A 16,616-nucleotide genomic window follows, 5' to 3' on the forward strand; every position below is an offset into this window, starting at 1 on the left:
GTCACCGCACCCAGCACCGGCGGCCGTGCAGGCGGTCCTGCTCGTCCTGCATCTGTGAGGTGAGCGCGGCGATCTGCTCGCGGATCTCCCCGATCCGCCGGCGGGCCGCGGCTTCGCGCCGTGCCGGTTCCTCGAGCAACGAGCTCATCGTCACCACCGCCTCACGGGTCTGCACGCACAAAGCCCAGCTCAGGAATTCTCTGAGGGAGAGCCGCACCCAAATGCGTTTGGAGTTCCTCGATCGACCACACCTCAGAGCGGGAGCTGGGCCTGCTCGGCGGTAGCTGGTCTGCGCTGATGCGGGCTCGCTGGACGCCGTACCCTCTGGAGGGCCAGGAGTACTGCCCCGACGAGGACGGCGACACCCGCGGTGAGCATGACGTCGCGCATGCCGGTGCCGTACAGGCCTCGAAAGGTTGTTTCGTCCGCGTCGGCGAGGCGGTGGGAGAGAATCGTGCCGAGCCCGGCTATTCCCAGTGCGCTGCCTCCTTGGCGTGCGGTGTTCACGGTGGCGGAGGCGATGCCGGATCTTTGGCGAGGGACCAGTTGCAGGGTGGCGGCGACGGCCGGCGTGATCGCCAATCCTTGGCCCAAGCCGTTGAGCGCGAAGAGAACCGCCGTTACCAGGTAAGGGTGACCGCCGCCGATGGTGGCCAGCGCCAGCAGGCTGCATCCGGTGAGCGTGTAGCCGATGAGCATGGGCAGACGCGGGCCGCGGGTGGCGGTCAGGCGTCCGGCCAGGACGGAGGCCGGCATGATGGCAGCGGTCATGGGCACCAGCAGGAGGCCGGTGACGAGAGCGGTGTGCCCTTGCGCCTGCTGGAAGTACAGCGACAGCAGGATGAAGGCCCCGTTGGCGCCGAAGCCGAGCAGGATTGAGGCGATATTCACGGTCGCGAATCGAAAGTCGGCGAAGAGCCTGACCGGCAGCATGGGTTTGGCCTGACGCCACTCGACGATGGCGAAGGCGACGGCCGAGACTGCGGCCGACCCCAGCAAGGTGATTGTTGTCGGCGATCCCCAGCCATTGGCACGGGTCTCGATGATGGCGTAGATGAGGATCCCCAGGGTGAGGATGCCCAAGACCTGGCCCGCCGGGTCGAGCGAGGCGTGCTCGGGGTCGGCGCTTTCGGCGATGGTCCGGCTGCCGAGCAGGATGACGGCCACTCCAATCGGCAGGTTGATCAAGAAGATCGCCGGCCAGCCGAACCCGTCCACGAGCAGGCCACCGATGATCGGCCCGGCCAGGACGGCGGCGCTGGCGCACATGCCCCAGTAGCCGAGCAGGCGGGCCCGCCGGGCCGGGTCGGGTTCGGTCTGCCCGATGATCGACAGCGTGCCCGGCACGAGCAGGGCGGCGGCCACTCCTTGCACGCCGCGCCCGGCGACCAGGGCGGTCAGGGTCGGCGCCAGCGCGCAGGCGAGGGATCCGGCCAGAAAGAGCGCCATGCCGATGAGGAACCAGCGTTTCCTGCCGAAGCGGTCTCCCAGGGAGCCGCCGGACAGCATGCAGGCCGCCAGGCAGATGGAGAAGGCATCGACGATCCATTGGCTGCCGGTGATGGTCGTGTCGAGGTCGGTCTGCATGACCGGGAGGGCGACGGCGACGATGGTGAGGTCGAGCAGGGCGATGAAGGTGGCGGAGAACGTCGCGATGAGCGTTCCCCGGCGTCGGTTCGTGGTGGTCAAGGTCATCCCGTCTGTGAGGTGACGTTCGGATAGTCGGTGGAGGAGTGCCGCCTGGTCCAGAGGGCGGCGACGGTGGTTCCGGCGAGTGAGAGGAGTACGGAGGAGGCGATGAGCGGCGGGTATCCGGCGACGGCGGCGAGCGCCAGACCGCCGGCGCCGGCCGACATGCGCAGCACGCCGAGTACGGAGACCTGGACGGTGACATCGGTGGCGGCGGTCGCGGGCCGGGCCAGGTCCATCGCGATCGTGTAGATCCACGTGGCCATCGCCGAGTAGGCGATCGCGACCGCCACGACGGCTGCGCCGGCCAGCAGCGAATGCCCCGCTCCGGTGGCGAGGGGCAGCAGGCCCGCCAGCGCGATGGCGGAGCAGCCACCGATGACGATCAGGGAACGGCGCCGGCCCCATCGCGTGATCAGCCCGCCGGTCACGAGGCCGGCGGCGACTCCGGCGAGCGGGGCCATCGTGTACTGGACGAGGGCGATCCGCGCCGTCTCCCATCCGGCGGCCAGGAGCATCGCCGACTGCACCGCGGTGGCCAGGTACAGGCCAAGGGCCATGAACGGGACGACCAGCAGGATCCACGCAGCCGTCCTGCGCGAGCGGAACGGCCCGGCCAGCGCCCGCCATGAAACGCCCTGGTCACGCGGTGGCGACGTCGGTTCGGTGAAATGGGCGAGCGCGGCGAGCGGGACGCCGAACACCGCCGCCAGCACGATCAGCGTCACGGCCCAGCCCGCGGACGCATACAGCAGCAGGGAGCCGCCCGAGCCGATGAGGATGGACAGGCTGGCGGCGCCGACCTGGATCCCGTTGGCGAGGCCGCGCTCTTCTGCCGGCAGCAGGCGCACCGACAGGCCGTTGACGGCGGTGTCGTGGAACGCCGAGATCACCAGTACCACGGTGGTCGCGGTCAGGACGACGGGCAGATCCGCCACCGGGTCCAGCGTGGCCAGGGCGAGCAGGCAGGCGATCAGCGCGAGTTGCGTGCCGATCAGCCAGCCCCGGTAGTGGCCCCACTTCGCCACGCCGTACCGATCCACCACGGGCCCGATGAGGAAGCGCCCGAAGTAGATCACACCGAGCAGGTTGATCAGTGCGACGTTCTGCAGGGAAGTCCCCTTGCCGAGCAGGATCGTGCCGAGTGCGGCGAAGAAGAACGAGTAGCCGATGTCGGACACCAGGAACAGCGATCCGATCACCGTGAGCCGGTGCCGCCGGGTGATGCCCTCGACGGTCACGGTGCGTCCAGTTGGCCGGCCGTCAGCCGGCGGTAGGCCCCCGATCCCGTGACCAATTCGTCGTGGGTGCCGGTGGCCACGACGGCACCACCGTCGAGCAGGACGACGCGGTCGGCTCGCCGGATGGTCGAGATCCGGTGGGCGATGATGAGCGTGGTGCGGGTTCCGCGGGTGGCCGCCAGGCCATCGTGCACTGCGCGTTCTGTCTCGGTGTCGAGGCTGGAGACCGCCTCGTCGAGGACGAGAACGGGCGCGCCGGTCAGCAGCGCCCTGGCGATGGCGATCCGCTGGCGCTGCCCACCCGACAGGGACGCTCCCCGCTCACCGCAGAGCGTCCGGTAGCCCTGAGGCAATGCGGTGATGAAGTCGTGTGCGCCGGCAAGGCGAGCGGCCCGCTCGACCTCGGCGTCCGTGGCGTCGGGGCGGCCCAGCTTGATGTTGCCCGCGATCGTGTCGTGGAAGAGGTAGAGATCCTGGGGGACGACGGTGACGGTCGTGCGCAACTCGCTCGTGGACAGGTTGCGCACGTCCACACCGCCGATGGTGACGGCTCCGGCGGAGACGTCCCAGAAGCGCAGCAGCAGGTTGGCGAGGGTCGTCTTGCCCGCGCCCGAGGCTCCGACGAGCGCCACGATCTCGCCGGCACGTATCTGGAACGACACGTCGCGGAGCACCTCGTGCGCGCTGCCCGGGTAGCCGAAGCGGACGTCGTCGAAGGCGACGGCCGGGAGCGCGTCGCGTACCGGCTCGGGCGCCTCCGGCTCCCGCACGTGGGGCGGGTAGCCGATGATGGCCAGGACGCGGCCCGCGGCGGCGCGGACGTCGCCGAGCGTGCGGGCGGTCGCGGAGACGGTCGCGATGGGCGCCAGCGCCGACACGCCCAGAACGATCAAGACAGGAATCCAGCGCGGCTCCACCGCCCCCGCGACCGCCCGGAAGGTAAGCGCGAGCAGGCCGAGTCCCAGCAGCAGCTCCGAGACGACCAGTTCGAGGCCGGCGCGCCGGGCATACGCGCGGCGACGCACGCCCAGCTTCTGGGCACGGGCGAGGACCCGGTCGGCGGCCTCGCGGCCACGGCGCGCGAGCGCCAGCTCCCGCAGCCCCTGGATGACATCGACGGTCTCACCGGCGACGGCCCCGGCCGCGTCCCGCACGGCACGCCCCTGTTCGCCCGCGCGCCGTGACAGCGCCACCGGCACCACGGCGACCAGCAGCATCATGACCGCGATCACGGCCGCACTGGGCACGTCGATCGACGCGACCACCGCGACCGAGGCCAGCGAAACCGCGACGGCGCCGACGTAGTCGCCGGCGGTGTGGGCGAAGAACATCTCCGTGGCCGACACGTCATTCTTGGCGATGTCGGCCAGCTCCCCGGTCCTGCGGCCGAGCAACCTGCCCGGGGTGGCCCTTTCCAGGCCGTCGAACAGCCGCAGCCGCAGCACTTTGAGCAGCCGGTAGGCCCAGTCGTGCCCGATGTGCGTCTGCCACCATCCCGCCAGCCCCGCGGCCAGCACCGCAATGGTGATCTGGGAGGCCAAGGACTCTGCCCGGCCGGTGAGCAGCCCGCCGAGCTGGTAGGCGGTCAAGGCGGGCAGCAGCACAACCATGCCGTAGTTGACCAGTCCGGAGGCAATGACCAGGGAGAAGACGAGCGGGCGTGAGGCCATGTAAGGCAGCAGACGCCACAGCGGCCGGTCGACGGACGTGGGAGGCGTTGTCATAGTGCGGCTCCTGCCTGGACGAGACGGTGATAGGTGCCGGTACGGCCCAGCAGCTGCTCGTGCGAACCCCGTTCCACGACGCGTCCACCCTCCAGGACGACGATCTCGTCGGCGTCGCGCACGGTGGCCAGGCGATGGGCCACGATCAGCACGGCCCGGGTCCTGCGCAGCCGCTCGACGGCGGCGTGCACCGCGCGCTCGGTCTGCCCGTCGAGGGCCGCGGTGGCCTCGTCGAGGATCAGGACCGGCGCGTCCTGCAGCAGGGCCCGCGCGATCGCCACGCGTTGCCGCTGGCCGCCGGACAGGCGGCCGCCGCGCTCGGACACCTGGGTGTCGTAGCCGTCGGGCATGGCGGCGATGTCGGCCGCCAGCCCGGCGGCCTCGGCGGCGGCCTCGATCTGTTCCCGCGGGGCGTCGGGGCGGGCCAGGGCGATGTTCTCGCCGATGGTGCCGGGGAACAGGTGCGTGTCCTGGCTGACCACCGCGATGGTGCGCCACCACTGCTCCAGCGGCAGCTCTCGCAGGTCGCGCCCGTCGACGGTGACCCGGCCCGCGGCCGGGTCCACCAGCCTGGCCAGCAGCGACACGACCGTGCTCTTGCCAGAGCCGGACGGCCCGACGAGCGCGACTGTACGCCCCGGTTCGAGGGTGAGGCCGACGCCGGAGACCGCGTCCTCGTCACGGCCGGGGTAGCGGAAGGAAACCTCCTCCAGCACCACCACTGGGGCGGCGCCCAGGGAAACCGGCCGGCGGTTGTCGTCACGGACCGTCGGCTCTTCGGCGAGGAAGGCGTCCAGCTTGGCCACCGCCGCCTGAGCGCTGAAGGTCGCGTGCAGGTACTTGCCGGCCTCCTCGACAGGTACGAACGCGACCAGCACGACAAGCAGCACCGTCAGTGCCGCCTGCGCGGAGACGCGCCCGTCCGCGGCGAGGTATCCGGTACGCACCACCACCGCCGCTCCCGCGCCGAGGCTGGCCCAGCGGCTGGCCAGAATCTGCGTGAACAGGACGCCGAGGATCCGCATGCTCGCGACGCGCACGGTCTCCGCCTGGACCGCCAGTCCCTGCCGCAGTCTCGGCGCGGCGTCGAAGGATTTGGCCGTGGCCATTCCCTGGACCGCTTCGACGAAGCCGGCGTCCATGGCGTACAGGTCGGTGAACACCCGGTCGTGGCCCTTGCGTCCGATCGCGTTCCAGATCGGCCCCGTGACCTGCATGACCACCAGCGCCGCCGCGATCATGAACCCGCCGAGCGGGTCGATGACTCCCACGACGGCCGCGGCCATGAGCGGCCCGATCCAGGCCAGTAACCGGACGGGGCGGGCCCTGGCCACCAGCGTCTCGATCGCGGCGGTGCTCTCCACGAGCGTCGCGGCGACATCGCCGGTCCGCCGTGTCGCCGTGTACGCGGGGCCGAGTGTCAGCACGTGATCGAGCAGGCGGCGACGCACCGTCATAGTGACCCGGTGCCCGATGGACTCGGCGTTCGACTCGCTCGCCCACAGCAGCAGCGAGCGGAGCACCGCCATGCCCGCCGCCACGCCCAGGCCCCACAGCCCCGCCTCCCAGGGCCGGTCGGCCAGCGGCGCGGCGACCAGGACCGCGACTCCGTAAGCCTGGATCAACCGGGTGATCACGACGCCGCTGCCCAGGGCGACGCTGCCGGCCAGCGGCACCCGTACCGTGGATATGACCTCATTGAGCACGTTCATGTTTGCTCCGCAAGCGATATGACTGACCGTCAGTCAGAACCTAGTGGAAACGATTATCGGTGGCAAGGGAGGGTGGTCATCCATCCACTAAGGTCGTCATCGGCAAAGGCTCAGAAGGAGGCGCAGTGGCCCGGACGAAATCCAGCGAGCAGCGGCGCGGCGACCTGCTCGACGCCGCCGAGAGGCTTGTCCTGGCCGACGGCGTCGACACCCTCAAGATCGATGACGTGGTCGTCGGCGCCGGAGTCGCCAAAGGCACCTTCTACCTGCACTTCGCCAGCAAGGACGACCTGATCGCGGCGCTCCGCGACCGGTACGTCGAACGGTTCGTCGCCCACCAGCGCCACGCCGCCGACGCCAAGACCGGTCTTGCCCGGGTGGAAGCCTGGCTCCTGGCCGGCATCACCGAATACCTGTCCGACACCCGGCTGCACGACGTCCTGTTCCGGCACGAGCCTCAAACGTCGCAGGAGCCGGGCCCCCACGTGGCCGTCGACGCGTTGCGGCAACTCCTGGAGGAGGAGACGACCGTCCCCGACCCGGGGGCAACTGCCATCGTGCTCTACCACGCCATGCACGGAAGCGCCGACCACATCCTGCACGTGCCGGAAGATCGCCAACGCCTGCTGGACGAGGTCGCCCGCCTCTGCCGCGTGCTGATCAGCGCCTGACCACGGCGACCGTCTCACCGCGGGCCATGCCGGTTTGCGTGACCGGCGCATTCAACCGGGTGCGGCGATCTGCTCGCGGATCTCCCCGATCCGCCGGCGGGCCGCGGCTTCGCGCCATGCCGGTTCCTCGAGCAACGAGCTCATCGTCACCACCGCCTCACGGGTCTGCACGCACAGTGGAAGGCGGTTCCCGGATCAACCAGTCAGGTGCACAAAAGCCCAGCTCAGGCACTCACCGAGGGGAGAGCCGCACCCTTCGGGTATCAGGCGATGTGTACATCAACGCCCGCGGCTCACTGGGAAGCTCGTGCGTCCTTATCTTCTGGGCAGGTCACCGGAGATCCACACGCCCAAGGAGGCCGGTCACCGTTACCAGAACACAGCGCTGATCGAGGTCAACGACAACTACGTGGTAGGTGGAGTAAGCAAGACCACCTACTGAGCCGGCGCCGGCCCTCCGCTCGCGTCCGTGCCACCAGGCGCAAAGTAGCTGAGCGTGGCCAAGAGCCCGGGGCGCCTTGGCATAAAGGCACTTAGCCGGCAACGCGACCTGCGGAAACGTCCCGTGCAGCGTTGTCGTGCCGCCGAGCGCCGGGCTCATCCCTGAACGGCCCGGCCGAAACCGGCCCCCGGCAGGCGGCCGCGGTTGCCCAGCGTGACCTGCGGTGACGGTGCTCGTTTGGGTCGTGTGGGGCGATTCTCACCAGCGGGCCGTCCACCTCCAACCGGTGTACAACCGGGTTCCAAGTGATCCACAGTTGCGCTGCGATGGACTCCTTCTCGTTCCGACGATGAGAAGGAGTCCATCGATGGCGCGTTTCTCCAGGGCCGGTAAGCGAGTCAAGGTCGTGATGCTCGGGGCCATCGCCGCCGGGCTGATCGGCGGCGCTGCTGCGGCTCCCGCTCAGGCGATGCCCAACGACGGCCACGTCACCATCTGGGAGTGGTGTTTCGACTGGGAGGGCGGCTTCTACGGCCAGTGCGGTCACGACCTGTGATCTGACGCCCCGGAAACGGCGAACGGCGCTCCCCGGGAAGCCCCGGATCGGGCGCCGTTCCTCATGCCGGAGCGGAGCGCGTGGTGACCGGTCCGAGGGCGAGGCGGCGTTCGAGCCCCGCTGCCGACGGCCGCGCACTTCACCGTCCGCGATCGACGCCGACACCGTCGAGTTGACCGTCCGGCTTCGCAAAGAACTCACCGACCAGGGCCTGGACGGCGGTCCCGAAACGATCCCCCGGGCCGGCAGCACCTGCTCCAGCTTCACCAGTGCCCGCAAGGAGGCCTCCTCGATTCCCGCGATGGCACCACCGGCCGCGGTCCGGAGGCCGAGTGACGGCGACCGCTTCCTCATCGTCGAGCAGCAGCGGCGGCAGGGCCGCGCCGGCGCCGAGACGGTAGCCACCGGTGGCGCCGCGCGTGGCCCGTACCGGGTAGCCGAGGCTGCGCAGGCGCTCCACGTCGGTACGCACGGTCCGCCCGCTCACCCCGAGACGCTGGGAGAGCTCGGCGCCGGTCCAGTCGCGCGCGTCGGGCAGGTTCGCACCGCTGTCCGCCCGCGACCGCGACGCATTGACCGTCGAGGGCGGCGGCCTGCCGGACTTCCTCGCCCCCAACGCCTCACACGAGATCCGCTTCACCGCCTCAGGCCACCGAGACCGCAGCGATCCCGGCAACCGGTAGCCGGAGGAGGCCTTCGCTGCCTCGGAGCTCGCCCTCCTTGCCGTGAAAGGCAAGAGGTTCGGCAGGCTCACAAGCGGCGCAGATTGACGCCTTCCCCTCTCATCCGCCATGAGTAAGCTGGGCGCAGCTCGCAGATGAGCCAGGCGGCAGGGTACGCGAGGAGGCGCCGGTGCACTCCATGTCGACCGATCTCCCTACGAACGGCCAGGTGACGCTGTCGGGCCAGGTGCGCGCGCCTGCCTGGGTGAGCGTCGCGACGCTCCGCTCGATGCCACAGCGGGAAATGACGGTGAGCTTCGAGTGCCGCAGTTCCGGGCCGCGGCGCCACCACTTCACCGGGCCACTGCTCATCGACGTGCTCCAGGCCGCCGAGCCGCTGTTCGACCCGGCCGAGCGGAAGGACCGGCTGCGCTTTGTGATCGCGGTGCTGGGCCGGGACGGTCACCGGGTGGTGCTGTCGTGGGGCGAGATCGACCCCGAGTTCGGCAACACGGCGGCGCTGCTCGCCGTCGGCATGGACTGCCGCGACCTCGACGAGGAGGGCCCGCACCTGGTGATGCCGGGCGACCGCTGCGGAGCGCGGCACATCAGCCGGGTCACCGACATCAGGGTGTGCGCGGACGACCGGTTATGGGTCTAGGCCCCAGGGCATGGCGGGTCGGCCCAGTGCAGGGCGATGTACGGCTCGGCCTGGCCGAAGTAGCGCACCTGTTCGCGGGCGATGCGGTAGCGGGCGCACATTTCGGGCTCGTCGGCGAGCGGCGTGGCATGGGGACGGTCAGGATGCCGATGTCCTGGTCGACGTAAGTGAGCAGACCGTGGCAGGGGCCGCCGAGGCAGATGGCGTTGCAGTCGTGGCGGGGCCGCTCGGCGTTCATGCCCGGTACGTGTGGGTCTCGACGGCCTTGACCGCCTCCCGGCCCACGGCCGGACGCCCGGCGCCCCCGCAGACCTCCCGACCCACGGCCGGATCTCCGGCCGCAGGCCCGCCGTGCGGACCCGCCGGGTCGAGCTGTTCCGGCGCCGAAGAGCTCATCCCGGATCAGGGGGCCTCGAAGCCGGCCTTGGTCAGCACGTCCTTGCCCTGCTGCGACAGCACCAGGTCCACGAACTGCTTGGCCAGGTCACCCGCGGGCGCCTTGGCCAGGGTCGCGATCGGATAGTCGTTGATCGCCTGGTCGGCCTCGGGGAACGCGATGCCCTGGACCTTGCCCGCCGAGGCGATCACGTCGGTCTTGTAGACCAGCGCCGCGTCCACCTCGCCCAGCTCCACCTTGGTCAGCGTGGCCTTGACGTCCTGCTCCAGCGTCACCGGCTTGACCTTGAGCCCGGCCGCGTCCAGCGCCTTGATCGCCGCCGCCCCGCACGGCACCTGCTCGGCGCACAACGCCACCTTCACCCTGCTGTCGGTCAGATCCTTCAGCTCATCCACCTTGGCCGGATTGTCCTTCGGCACGGCGATCTCCAGCTTGTTGCGCACGAACGTGGTCGGCGCACTCGCCACCGACGCGTCGGTCACGGTCTTCATCGTGGCCGGGCTCGCCGCGGCGAACACGTCCGCCGGAGCCCCTTGGGTGATCTGCTGGGCCAGCGTCGCGCTGGAGCCGAAGTTGAACTTCACCGTCGTACCCGGATGCGCGGCCTCGAAGGCCTTGCCGAGCTCGGTGAACGTCCCGGTCAGCGACGCCGCCGCGAACACCGTCACCTCCTTGGCCCCGCCACCGGCGTCCGGAGCCGATGAGGCCGCGGTCGTGGACGGTTCGCCGGAGCCGCAACCGGATAGGCCTGCCAGCGCGAATGCGACGGGCAGGGCGATCGCCCATCGGGAAAGACGCCTGAACACCACAGGGGCTCCTCACAAGTAGCCGGCCACGCGCTCGTGACCGGGAATCACCACGACGACGTCGGTGGACTTGATTACGGCCACCGCCGCCACCGCACCTCCAGACCCAGCTCGTACGCGGCCCGGCGGCGATCTTCGCCTGCGCCATCACCGCATCGTGGATCGCCTCGGTCACGATGCCGCGAAACCGGTTACGCGCCGAGGAGCGGCTGCCGTCGCCGCTCTCCTCGATCTGCGAACGAGCGAAAGCGGCCAGGTCGGCGCCGTTCACCTGCCGATGACCGTGCTCGTCCCGCGCGATTCCCAGCCGACCCCTGGCCACGCGGCGGCGGACCGGGTCGGAGCTGACCCCGGGCAGCACGGCGGCCTCGCCGATCCGGAACGTCGTCACAAGCCCTCACGATACCGTCCGCAGATTCGAGCCTGAAGAGCCATCTTGGTCCGCAGGAGCGGTGTGATCTGGGGTTTGCTCGTGGCATCCACGAGACGCGACGGAACACGGTTCCCCCGCCCCGCGCCGACGACGGTCTGCCGGACGGAGGAGAGGCGGGCGGCCGGCGCGACTGTGACGGCGGACGCGGACCGTGACGGCGGGTGTGAGCGTGACCAGCAGGGCGGTGACGAGCGCCGAAGCGGCGACCCAGCGACGGCGAGCGGAAAAGCGACAGCCCAGAGGCGACCCAGCGGGGATGCGACGGCCCAGCGGCGGCGAGCGCCGAAGCAACAACTCAGCGGCGGCCCAGCATCGATCCCGGCGCCAAGAACGCACAGCTACGCCTGGTGATCACCGCCACCGGCCCCGACCGCCACCGCCCCACCCTCGCCTGGGCCGAGCTCGAGGACGACGTCGCCCCCCACCTGCGGGCCACCCTGGCGGGCAGGCCCGGCCTGCGCCGGAGACCCCCGCACTGACGTGAAAGCCGCCGATCAGGCGCCGCCCGGCTCGGCGGTCCGCTCCCACAGCGACTTCATCTCGGCGAAGCCCTGCTCCATGATCCCCACCATGGCCTTCCGCGCCCGCTCGCCGTCGCGCCGCTGGATCGCCTGGGCCACGTCGTTGTGCAGCTGCAGCGCCTCCTCGTCCGGGTAGTGCGGCATCAGGTGGTAGTGGTGCCGGCCGGCCAGCACCTCGGCGACGATCAGTTGCAGCTTCGCGAACATCTCGTTGCCGGAAGCGGCCAGCACCCGCCGGTGGAAGTCGATGTCCAGGTCGAGGAAGCGGGCCTCGTCGCCGGCCTTCCCGGCGGCCCACATCTTGGCCGCGAGCCCGACCAGCTCGCTCGCCTCGTCGTCGTCGACCCGGTCGGCGGCCAGCCAGGCGGCGTACGGCTCGATCGCGGTCCGCAGCTCGGTGATCGAGCGCAGCTGCGCCATCCGCCCGTCCGAGGCGAGCCGCCAGCGGATCACCTGCGGATCGAAGACGCTCCACACCGCGGGGGGCTGGATCATGATCCCGACCCGGCGCCGGGTCTCGATGAGCCCCATGGACGCGAGCACCCGCAGCACCTCGCGGATCACCGAGCGGGAGACCTGGTAGCGGTCGACCAGGTCTTCGATGCTCAGGACCGAGCCGGCGGCCACCTCGCCGCTGCAGATGGCGGTGCCGAGGTGGTCGAGGACGCGTGCGTGCAACCCAGCCTCCGCAGTGGCGGGCCGAGTGGGGGCGGCCCCCGGGGAGGACTGATTCACGGCATAGAACATATCAGTTGGAGGCTGACTCTTGAATAAGTCAGCTTTTTTGGCCTAGCATCCCGGCATTAAGCAGATGTTACGAGCATGTGGCGCTCTTCCGGGGGGCGGCGACCATGACAGAAAGGCGGGATGACGTGCGACGTCGAGCGATATTCGGTACATCTCTGGCCGTGGTGGCCGCCATGGCCCTGTCCGCCTGTGGCGGCGGCGGTGACAGCGGCGGGTCCAAGACAATCCGGATCACCCTGGCCAACCACGTGTGGACCGACAACATCAAGAAGGCCCTGCCCGAGTTCGAGAAGCAGACCGGGCTCAAGGCCGAGATCACCCAGCTCGGCGAGGACCAGCTCTCCGACCAGTACAACGTCAAGCTGAACGCCGGCTCCTCCGACATCGACGTGATGATGTACCGCCCCCTGCAGGAGGGCAGGCTCTTCGCCAAGAACAAGTACCTGGCCGACCTGTCGGAGCAGGTGAAGGCCAACAAGGACTGGGACTTCGGCGACTTCCAGGCCGGCCCGGTGGAGGCCACCACGTACGAGGGCAAGCCGGTCGGCGTCCCGATCATCACCGAGCAGGAGGTCCTCTACTACCGCAAGGACCTGCTCGCCAAGGCCGGCCTGAGCGCCCCGCCGAAGACCCTCGACGAGCTCAAGGCCGCCGCCGCCAAGATCAAGGCGGCCGAGCCGGACATCGCCGGCTTCGTCGCCCGTACCGGCAAGTCGCCGGCGGTCACCCAGTTCTCCAGCTTCCTGTACAGCTTCGGCGGCGACTTCGTCGACGGCGGCGGCAAGGCCGCCGTCAACAGCGAGGCGGCCAAGCAGGCGTACGCCTACTACGGCGGGCTGATCAAGGACTCCGGCCCGGCGAACGTCAGCACCGACATGGGCTGGCCCGAGGCGATGGCCATCTTCACCCAGGGCAAGGCCGCCTTCTACACCGAGGCCAACTCGCTCTACAAGAACGCCACCGACCCGGCCAAGTCCAAGGTCTCGGACAACGTCGGCTTCGCACCGTTCCCGGCCGGCCCGTCCGGTTCCAAGCCGTACAACATCCCGTCGTGGGCCCTGGGCATCAACTCCAGCTCGGAGAACACGGCCAACGCCTGGAAGTTCATCGAGTGGGCCACCGGCAAGGCGCAGACGCTCGCCCAGCAGAAGTCCGGCGTGCCGGGCGCCCGCAGCTCCGTCTGGTCCAACCCGGAGGGCACCTCGACCTTCCCGAAGGACCTGGTGGAGGCCATCGCGGCCAGCACCAAGGACGGGGTGGGTCATGACCGGCCGCTGGTCGTGAAGGTCGCCGAGTCCCGCGAGATCGTGGGCCAGCCGATCGTCGACGCGATCACCGGCAAGGACGCCGCGGCGGCCGCCGACACGGCCAACGCCGCGTTCCAGAAGTTCCTGGACGACGAGGCCAAGTAAGACCCCTGGAGTCCCCCATGGCAACGATCACCACACCCACCACCAAGGCGCCGCGCGGCGCCCCCGCCGCCCCCGGCACACCCGGGTGGCTGCGCTGGGTCGACGAGCACCGCAAATGGCTCTTCGCCGCGCCCGCGATGGCCTTCGTCGCCGCGCTGCTGGTGTTCCCCCTGGCCTGGACCGGCTACCTCAGCCTGACCGACGCCGAGGGATCCGTCCGCGCGGAGAGCGAGTTCGTGGGCCTGCGGAACTACCTCGACGTCCTGTCGGACACCGAGCGGTTCTGGCCCGCGGTCGGGCGGACCGCCACGTTCACCGTCGTCGCGCTGCTGTTCGAGGTGGTCCTCGGGATGGCGATCGCGCTGCTGCTCTGGCGGCCGTTCAAGGGGCAGCGGTGGGTCCGGGTCGCCATCCTCATGCCGCTCGTCGCCACCCCGGTGGCGGTCGGCATGATGTGGCGGCTCATCTTCGACCCGAACATCGGCCTGGCCAACCAGCTCCTCGGCTGGTTCGGCATCGGGCCGCAGCCGTGGCTGTCCGGCCAGCACTCGGCCCTGCCCACCACGATCTTCATCGACGTGTGGCAGTGGACGCCGATGGTGGTGCTGATCCTGCTGGCCGGGCTCACCTCGCTGTCGGAGGAGCCGCAGGAGGCGGCGCGCATCGACGGCGCCAGCGCCTGGCAGCGCTTCCGGCACGTCACCCTGCCGCTGCTGATGCCCACGCTGACCGTGGCGGTCCTGCTGCGCGGCATCGACGCGCTGAAGACCTTCGACATCCTGTACGCCACGAAGGGCCGCGGCGGCGGTTCGTTCCACGAGGTCGAGACGCTGAACGTGTACGCCTACGGCCTCAGCTTCGACTACAACGAGTACGGCGTCTCCTCCACCGTGCTCATCCTCTTCTTCCTGATCATCATCGGGGCCATGTGGGCCCTGACCGCCCGGCGCAAGGAGGCGCAGCGATGAAGCCCCGGCCCGCGTACCAGGTGTTCCGGGTGGTGGCGCTCACCTTCGTGGTGCTCTCGCTGGTCGCGCCGCTGCTCTGGATGATCTCCGCGTCGTTCAAGACCAACGTCGACATCTACGACCCGGGCAAGGCCCTGGCCTTCTCGCCCACCGTGGACAACTACGCCAAGGTGCTCCAGCAGGCGAACTACGTCGAGTTCATCGTCAACAGCCTCTGGGTGGCGTTCGCCGCCACGGTGGCGTCGCTGATCCTCGGCGTGCCGGCCGCGTACTCGATGAGCCGGTTCAACATGAGGAAGTCCGCGCTGGTGGTGCTGATGGCCCGGGTCATCCCCGGCGTCTCGCTGCTGGTGCCCTGGTTCTACGTCTTCTCCAACCTGAAGATGGTCGGCGGCTTCGGGGTGCTGATCATCAGCCACATGTTCGTCTCGCTGCCGCTGGTGGTCTACATCATGATGGGCTACTTCGACAGCCTGCCCGAGGAGCTGGAGGAGGCGGCGCTGGTCGACGGGCTGACCCACGTCGGCGCGTTCCGCCGCATCACCCTGCCGCTGTCCGTGCCGGGCATCGCCACCGCCGGGATCCTGTCCTTCATCTTCTCCTGGAACAACTTCATGTTCGCGCTCGTGCTCTCCGACGCCGACACCAAGACCCTGCCCGTGGCGATCTTCGACTTCGTCGGCTACGCCAGCATCGACTGGGGCGGCCTGATGGCCGCGGCCACCGTGGTCACCGTGCCCATCATGGTGATCGCCCTGTTCGTGCAGAAGTACGTGGTCTCCGGCCTCACCGCCGGCGCGACGAAGGGCTGAGCGGCATGACGACCATCGCGCGCGTGGAGACCTTCCTCGTCGCCCCCCGCTGGCTCTTCGTCCGGGTGGAGACCGACTGCGGGATCGTCGGCTGGGGCGAGGCCACCTGCGAAGGGCGCTCCGAGACCGTCCGCACCGCTGTCGACCAGCTCGCGGAGCTGCTGATCGGCCGGGACGCGCTGCGCATCGAGGACCACTGGCAGGTGCTGACCAAGGGCTCGTTCTACCGGGGCGGCCCGATCCTGGCCAGTGCCGTGGCGGGCCTCGACCAGGCCCTCTGGGACATCGCCGGCAAGCACTTCGGCGCCCCCGTCCACCAGCTGCTCGGCGGCCCGGTCCGGGACCGGATCCGGGTGTACGGCTGGATCGGCGGCGACGAGCCCAGCGAGGTCCGCGACCACATCGCCGCCCAGATCGAGGCCGGGCTCACCGCGGTGAAGATGAACGCCTCCGGCGCGATGAGCCCGGTCGCCTCGGTCGCCGAGCTGGACGGCGTGGTCGCCCGGGTGGCCGCCGCCCGCGAGGTGCTCGGCGACCACCGCGACGTGGCCGTCGACTTCCACGGGCGCTTCACCCTGGCCAACGCCCGCCGGGTGGCGCCGCTGCTGGAGCCGTACCGGCCGCTGTTCCTGGAGGAGCCGGTCGTCCCGGAGAACTCGCATCTCATCGGCGAGTTCGTCCGCTCGACGACCACCCCGGTCTCGACCGGGGAGCGGCTCTACAGCCGGCAGGAGTTCCTGCCCGTCTTCCAGGCCGGCATCGCGGTCGCCCAGCCGGACCTCTCGCACGCCGGCGGCATCACCGAGGTGCGCAAGATCGCCACCCTCGCCGAGGTGTACGACGTGCAGCTCGCCCCGCACTGCCCGCTCGGACCGATCGCCCTGGCGGCCTGCCTGCAGGTCGGCTTCGCCACCCCGAACTACCTGATCCAGGAGCAGAGCATCGGCATCCACTACAACCGTGGCGCCGAGGTGCTCGACTACTGCCTCGACAAGACCCCGCTGGCCTTCGTGGACGGGCACGTCGAGCGGCTGACCGCGCCCGGCCTGGGTATCGAGGTCGACGACCAGGCGGTCCGCGCGGCCGACAAACGGGGACACGCCTGGCGCAGCCCCGTCTGGCGGCACCGGGACGGTTCGTACGCGGAATGGTGACCATGACC

Annotated in this window: 16 protein-coding genes and 1 pseudogene; 9 read left to right on the forward strand and 8 right to left on the reverse strand. The window is 70.1% G+C overall.

Features of this window, described 5'->3' with window-relative positions; all coding sequences use genetic code 11:
- Position 1: 1 nt before the first annotated feature.
- From ACFKCF_RS24585 to ACFKCF_RS24605, 5 genes are all read right to left on the reverse strand, one after another.
- The gene (locus ACFKCF_RS24585) at positions 2 to 148 is read right to left on the reverse strand and encodes a hypothetical protein (protein ID WP_394497023.1); all 147 of its coding nucleotides are present in this window, start codon (positions 146 to 148) and stop codon (positions 2 to 4) included.
- A gap of 104 nt (positions 149 to 252) precedes the next feature.
- Positions 253 to 1,689: an MFS transporter gene (locus ACFKCF_RS24590; RefSeq protein ID WP_394497025.1), complete on the reverse strand. Its 1,437-nt coding sequence runs from the start codon at positions 1,687 to 1,689 to the stop codon at positions 253 to 255.
- A 2-nt stretch (positions 1,690 to 1,691) separates the two neighbouring features.
- Positions 1,692 to 2,930: an MFS transporter gene (locus tag ACFKCF_RS24595; protein WP_394497026.1), complete on the reverse strand. Its 1,239-nt coding sequence runs from the start codon at positions 2,928 to 2,930 to the stop codon at positions 1,692 to 1,694.
- Complete coding sequence (locus ACFKCF_RS24600; RefSeq protein WP_394497028.1) at positions 2,927 to 4,654, reverse strand: ABC transporter ATP-binding protein; 1,728 nt, start codon at positions 4,652 to 4,654, stop codon at positions 2,927 to 2,929. The genes ACFKCF_RS24595 and ACFKCF_RS24600 overlap by 4 nt, the downstream gene beginning before the upstream one ends.
- Entirely contained in the window at positions 4,651 to 6,366 is a 1,716-nt protein-coding gene (locus ACFKCF_RS24605) for an ABC transporter ATP-binding protein (RefSeq protein ID WP_394497030.1), read from the reverse strand. The genes ACFKCF_RS24600 and ACFKCF_RS24605 overlap by 4 nt, the downstream gene beginning before the upstream one ends.
- 125 nt (positions 6,367 to 6,491) lie before the next feature.
- On the opposite strand from ACFKCF_RS24605, the gene ACFKCF_RS24610 reads away from it, so the two are divergent.
- From ACFKCF_RS24610 to ACFKCF_RS24620, 3 genes are all read left to right on the forward strand, one after another.
- Complete coding sequence (locus tag ACFKCF_RS24610) at positions 6,492 to 7,037, forward strand: TetR/AcrR family transcriptional regulator (RefSeq protein ID WP_394497032.1); 546 nt, start codon at positions 6,492 to 6,494, stop codon at positions 7,035 to 7,037.
- 307 nt (positions 7,038 to 7,344) lie between these two features.
- A complete protein-coding gene (locus ACFKCF_RS24615; RefSeq protein WP_394497034.1) occupies positions 7,345 to 7,479 on the forward strand; it encodes a hypothetical protein in 135 nt (44 codons plus the stop codon).
- Between the two features lie 367 nt (positions 7,480 to 7,846).
- A complete protein-coding gene (locus tag ACFKCF_RS24620) occupies positions 7,847 to 8,035 on the forward strand; it encodes a hypothetical protein (RefSeq protein ID WP_394497321.1) in 189 nt (62 codons plus the stop codon).
- A 237-nt stretch (positions 8,036 to 8,272) separates the two neighbouring features.
- Here ACFKCF_RS24620 and ACFKCF_RS24625 read toward each other — a convergent pair.
- Positions 8,273 to 8,573, reverse strand: a pseudogene (locus ACFKCF_RS24625) (helix-turn-helix transcriptional regulator); the annotation flags it as partial.
- A gap of 314 nt (positions 8,574 to 8,887) precedes the next feature.
- Here ACFKCF_RS24625 and ACFKCF_RS24630 point away from each other — a divergent pair.
- A complete protein-coding gene (locus ACFKCF_RS24630; protein WP_394497036.1) occupies positions 8,888 to 9,358 on the forward strand; it encodes a hypothetical protein in 471 nt (156 codons plus the stop codon).
- A 402-nt stretch (positions 9,359 to 9,760) separates the two neighbouring features.
- Here the strand turns inward: ACFKCF_RS24630 and modA are convergent, their stop codons facing one another.
- Entirely contained in the window at positions 9,761 to 10,564 is an 804-nt protein-coding gene (modA, locus tag ACFKCF_RS24635; protein ID WP_394497038.1) for a molybdate ABC transporter substrate-binding protein, read from the reverse strand.
- A gap of 777 nt (positions 10,565 to 11,341) precedes the next feature.
- Between modA and ACFKCF_RS24640 the strand changes: the two genes are divergently transcribed.
- Entirely contained in the window at positions 11,342 to 11,473 is a 132-nt protein-coding gene (locus tag ACFKCF_RS24640) for a hypothetical protein (RefSeq protein WP_394497040.1), read from the forward strand.
- A gap of 15 nt (positions 11,474 to 11,488) precedes the next feature.
- Here the strand turns inward: ACFKCF_RS24640 and ACFKCF_RS24645 are convergent, their stop codons facing one another.
- Positions 11,489 to 12,193, reverse strand: a complete 705-nt coding sequence (locus ACFKCF_RS24645; RefSeq protein WP_394497042.1) for a FadR/GntR family transcriptional regulator — start codon at positions 12,191 to 12,193, stop codon at positions 11,489 to 11,491.
- Positions 12,194 to 12,387: 194 nt separating this feature from the next.
- Between ACFKCF_RS24645 and ACFKCF_RS24650 the strand changes: the two genes are divergently transcribed.
- From ACFKCF_RS24650 to dgoD, 4 genes are read left to right on the forward strand one after another with little or no spacing between them, the layout of a single operon-like run.
- Positions 12,388 to 13,674 carry an ABC transporter substrate-binding protein gene (locus tag ACFKCF_RS24650; RefSeq protein WP_394497044.1) on the forward strand — a complete coding sequence of 429 codons (1,287 nt, stop codon included), beginning with the start codon at positions 12,388 to 12,390 and terminating at the stop codon, positions 13,672 to 13,674.
- 17 nt (positions 13,675 to 13,691) lie between these two features.
- Complete coding sequence (locus ACFKCF_RS24655) at positions 13,692 to 14,642, forward strand: carbohydrate ABC transporter permease (RefSeq protein WP_394497046.1); 951 nt, start codon at positions 13,692 to 13,694, stop codon at positions 14,640 to 14,642.
- Positions 14,639 to 15,454 carry a carbohydrate ABC transporter permease gene (locus ACFKCF_RS24660; RefSeq protein ID WP_394497048.1) on the forward strand — a complete coding sequence of 272 codons (816 nt, stop codon included), beginning with the start codon at positions 14,639 to 14,641 and terminating at the stop codon, positions 15,452 to 15,454. Before ACFKCF_RS24655 ends, ACFKCF_RS24660 begins: the two co-directional genes overlap by 4 nt.
- A gap of 5 nt (positions 15,455 to 15,459) precedes the next feature.
- Complete coding sequence (dgoD, locus tag ACFKCF_RS24665; protein WP_394497050.1) at positions 15,460 to 16,608, forward strand: galactonate dehydratase; 1,149 nt, start codon at positions 15,460 to 15,462, stop codon at positions 16,606 to 16,608.
- Positions 16,609 to 16,616 lie beyond the last annotated feature (8 nt).

It is taken from the genome of Nonomuraea sp. JJY05, from assembly GCF_043496855.1.
In the GTDB taxonomy this organism is placed as follows: Bacteria; Actinomycetota; Actinomycetes; order Streptosporangiales; family Streptosporangiaceae; genus Nonomuraea.

What these genes read in the sequence shown, in the direction of transcription:
- ACFKCF_RS24660 (WP_394497048.1), top strand. Translation starts at nt 14,639, where the DNA reads ATGAAGCCCCGGCCCGCGTACCAGGTGTTCCGGGTGGTGGCGCTCACC.
- ACFKCF_RS24600 (WP_394497028.1), bottom strand. Translation starts at nt 4,654, where the DNA reads ATGACAACGCCTCCCACGTCCGTCGACCGGCCGCTGTGGCGTCTGCTG.
- ACFKCF_RS24585 (WP_394497023.1), bottom strand. Translation starts at nt 148, where the DNA reads ATGAGCTCGTTGCTCGAGGAACCGGCACGGCGCGAAGCCGCGGCCCGC.
- ACFKCF_RS24605 (WP_394497030.1), bottom strand. Translation starts at nt 6,366, where the DNA reads ATGAACGTGCTCAATGAGGTCATATCCACGGTACGGGTGCCGCTGGCC.
- ACFKCF_RS24620 (WP_394497321.1), top strand. Translation starts at nt 7,847, where the DNA reads ATGGCGCGTTTCTCCAGGGCCGGTAAGCGAGTCAAGGTCGTGATGCTC.
- ACFKCF_RS24655 (WP_394497046.1), top strand. Translation starts at nt 13,692, where the DNA reads ATGGCAACGATCACCACACCCACCACCAAGGCGCCGCGCGGCGCCCCC.
- dgoD (WP_394497050.1), top strand. Translation starts at nt 15,460, where the DNA reads ATGACGACCATCGCGCGCGTGGAGACCTTCCTCGTCGCCCCCCGCTGG.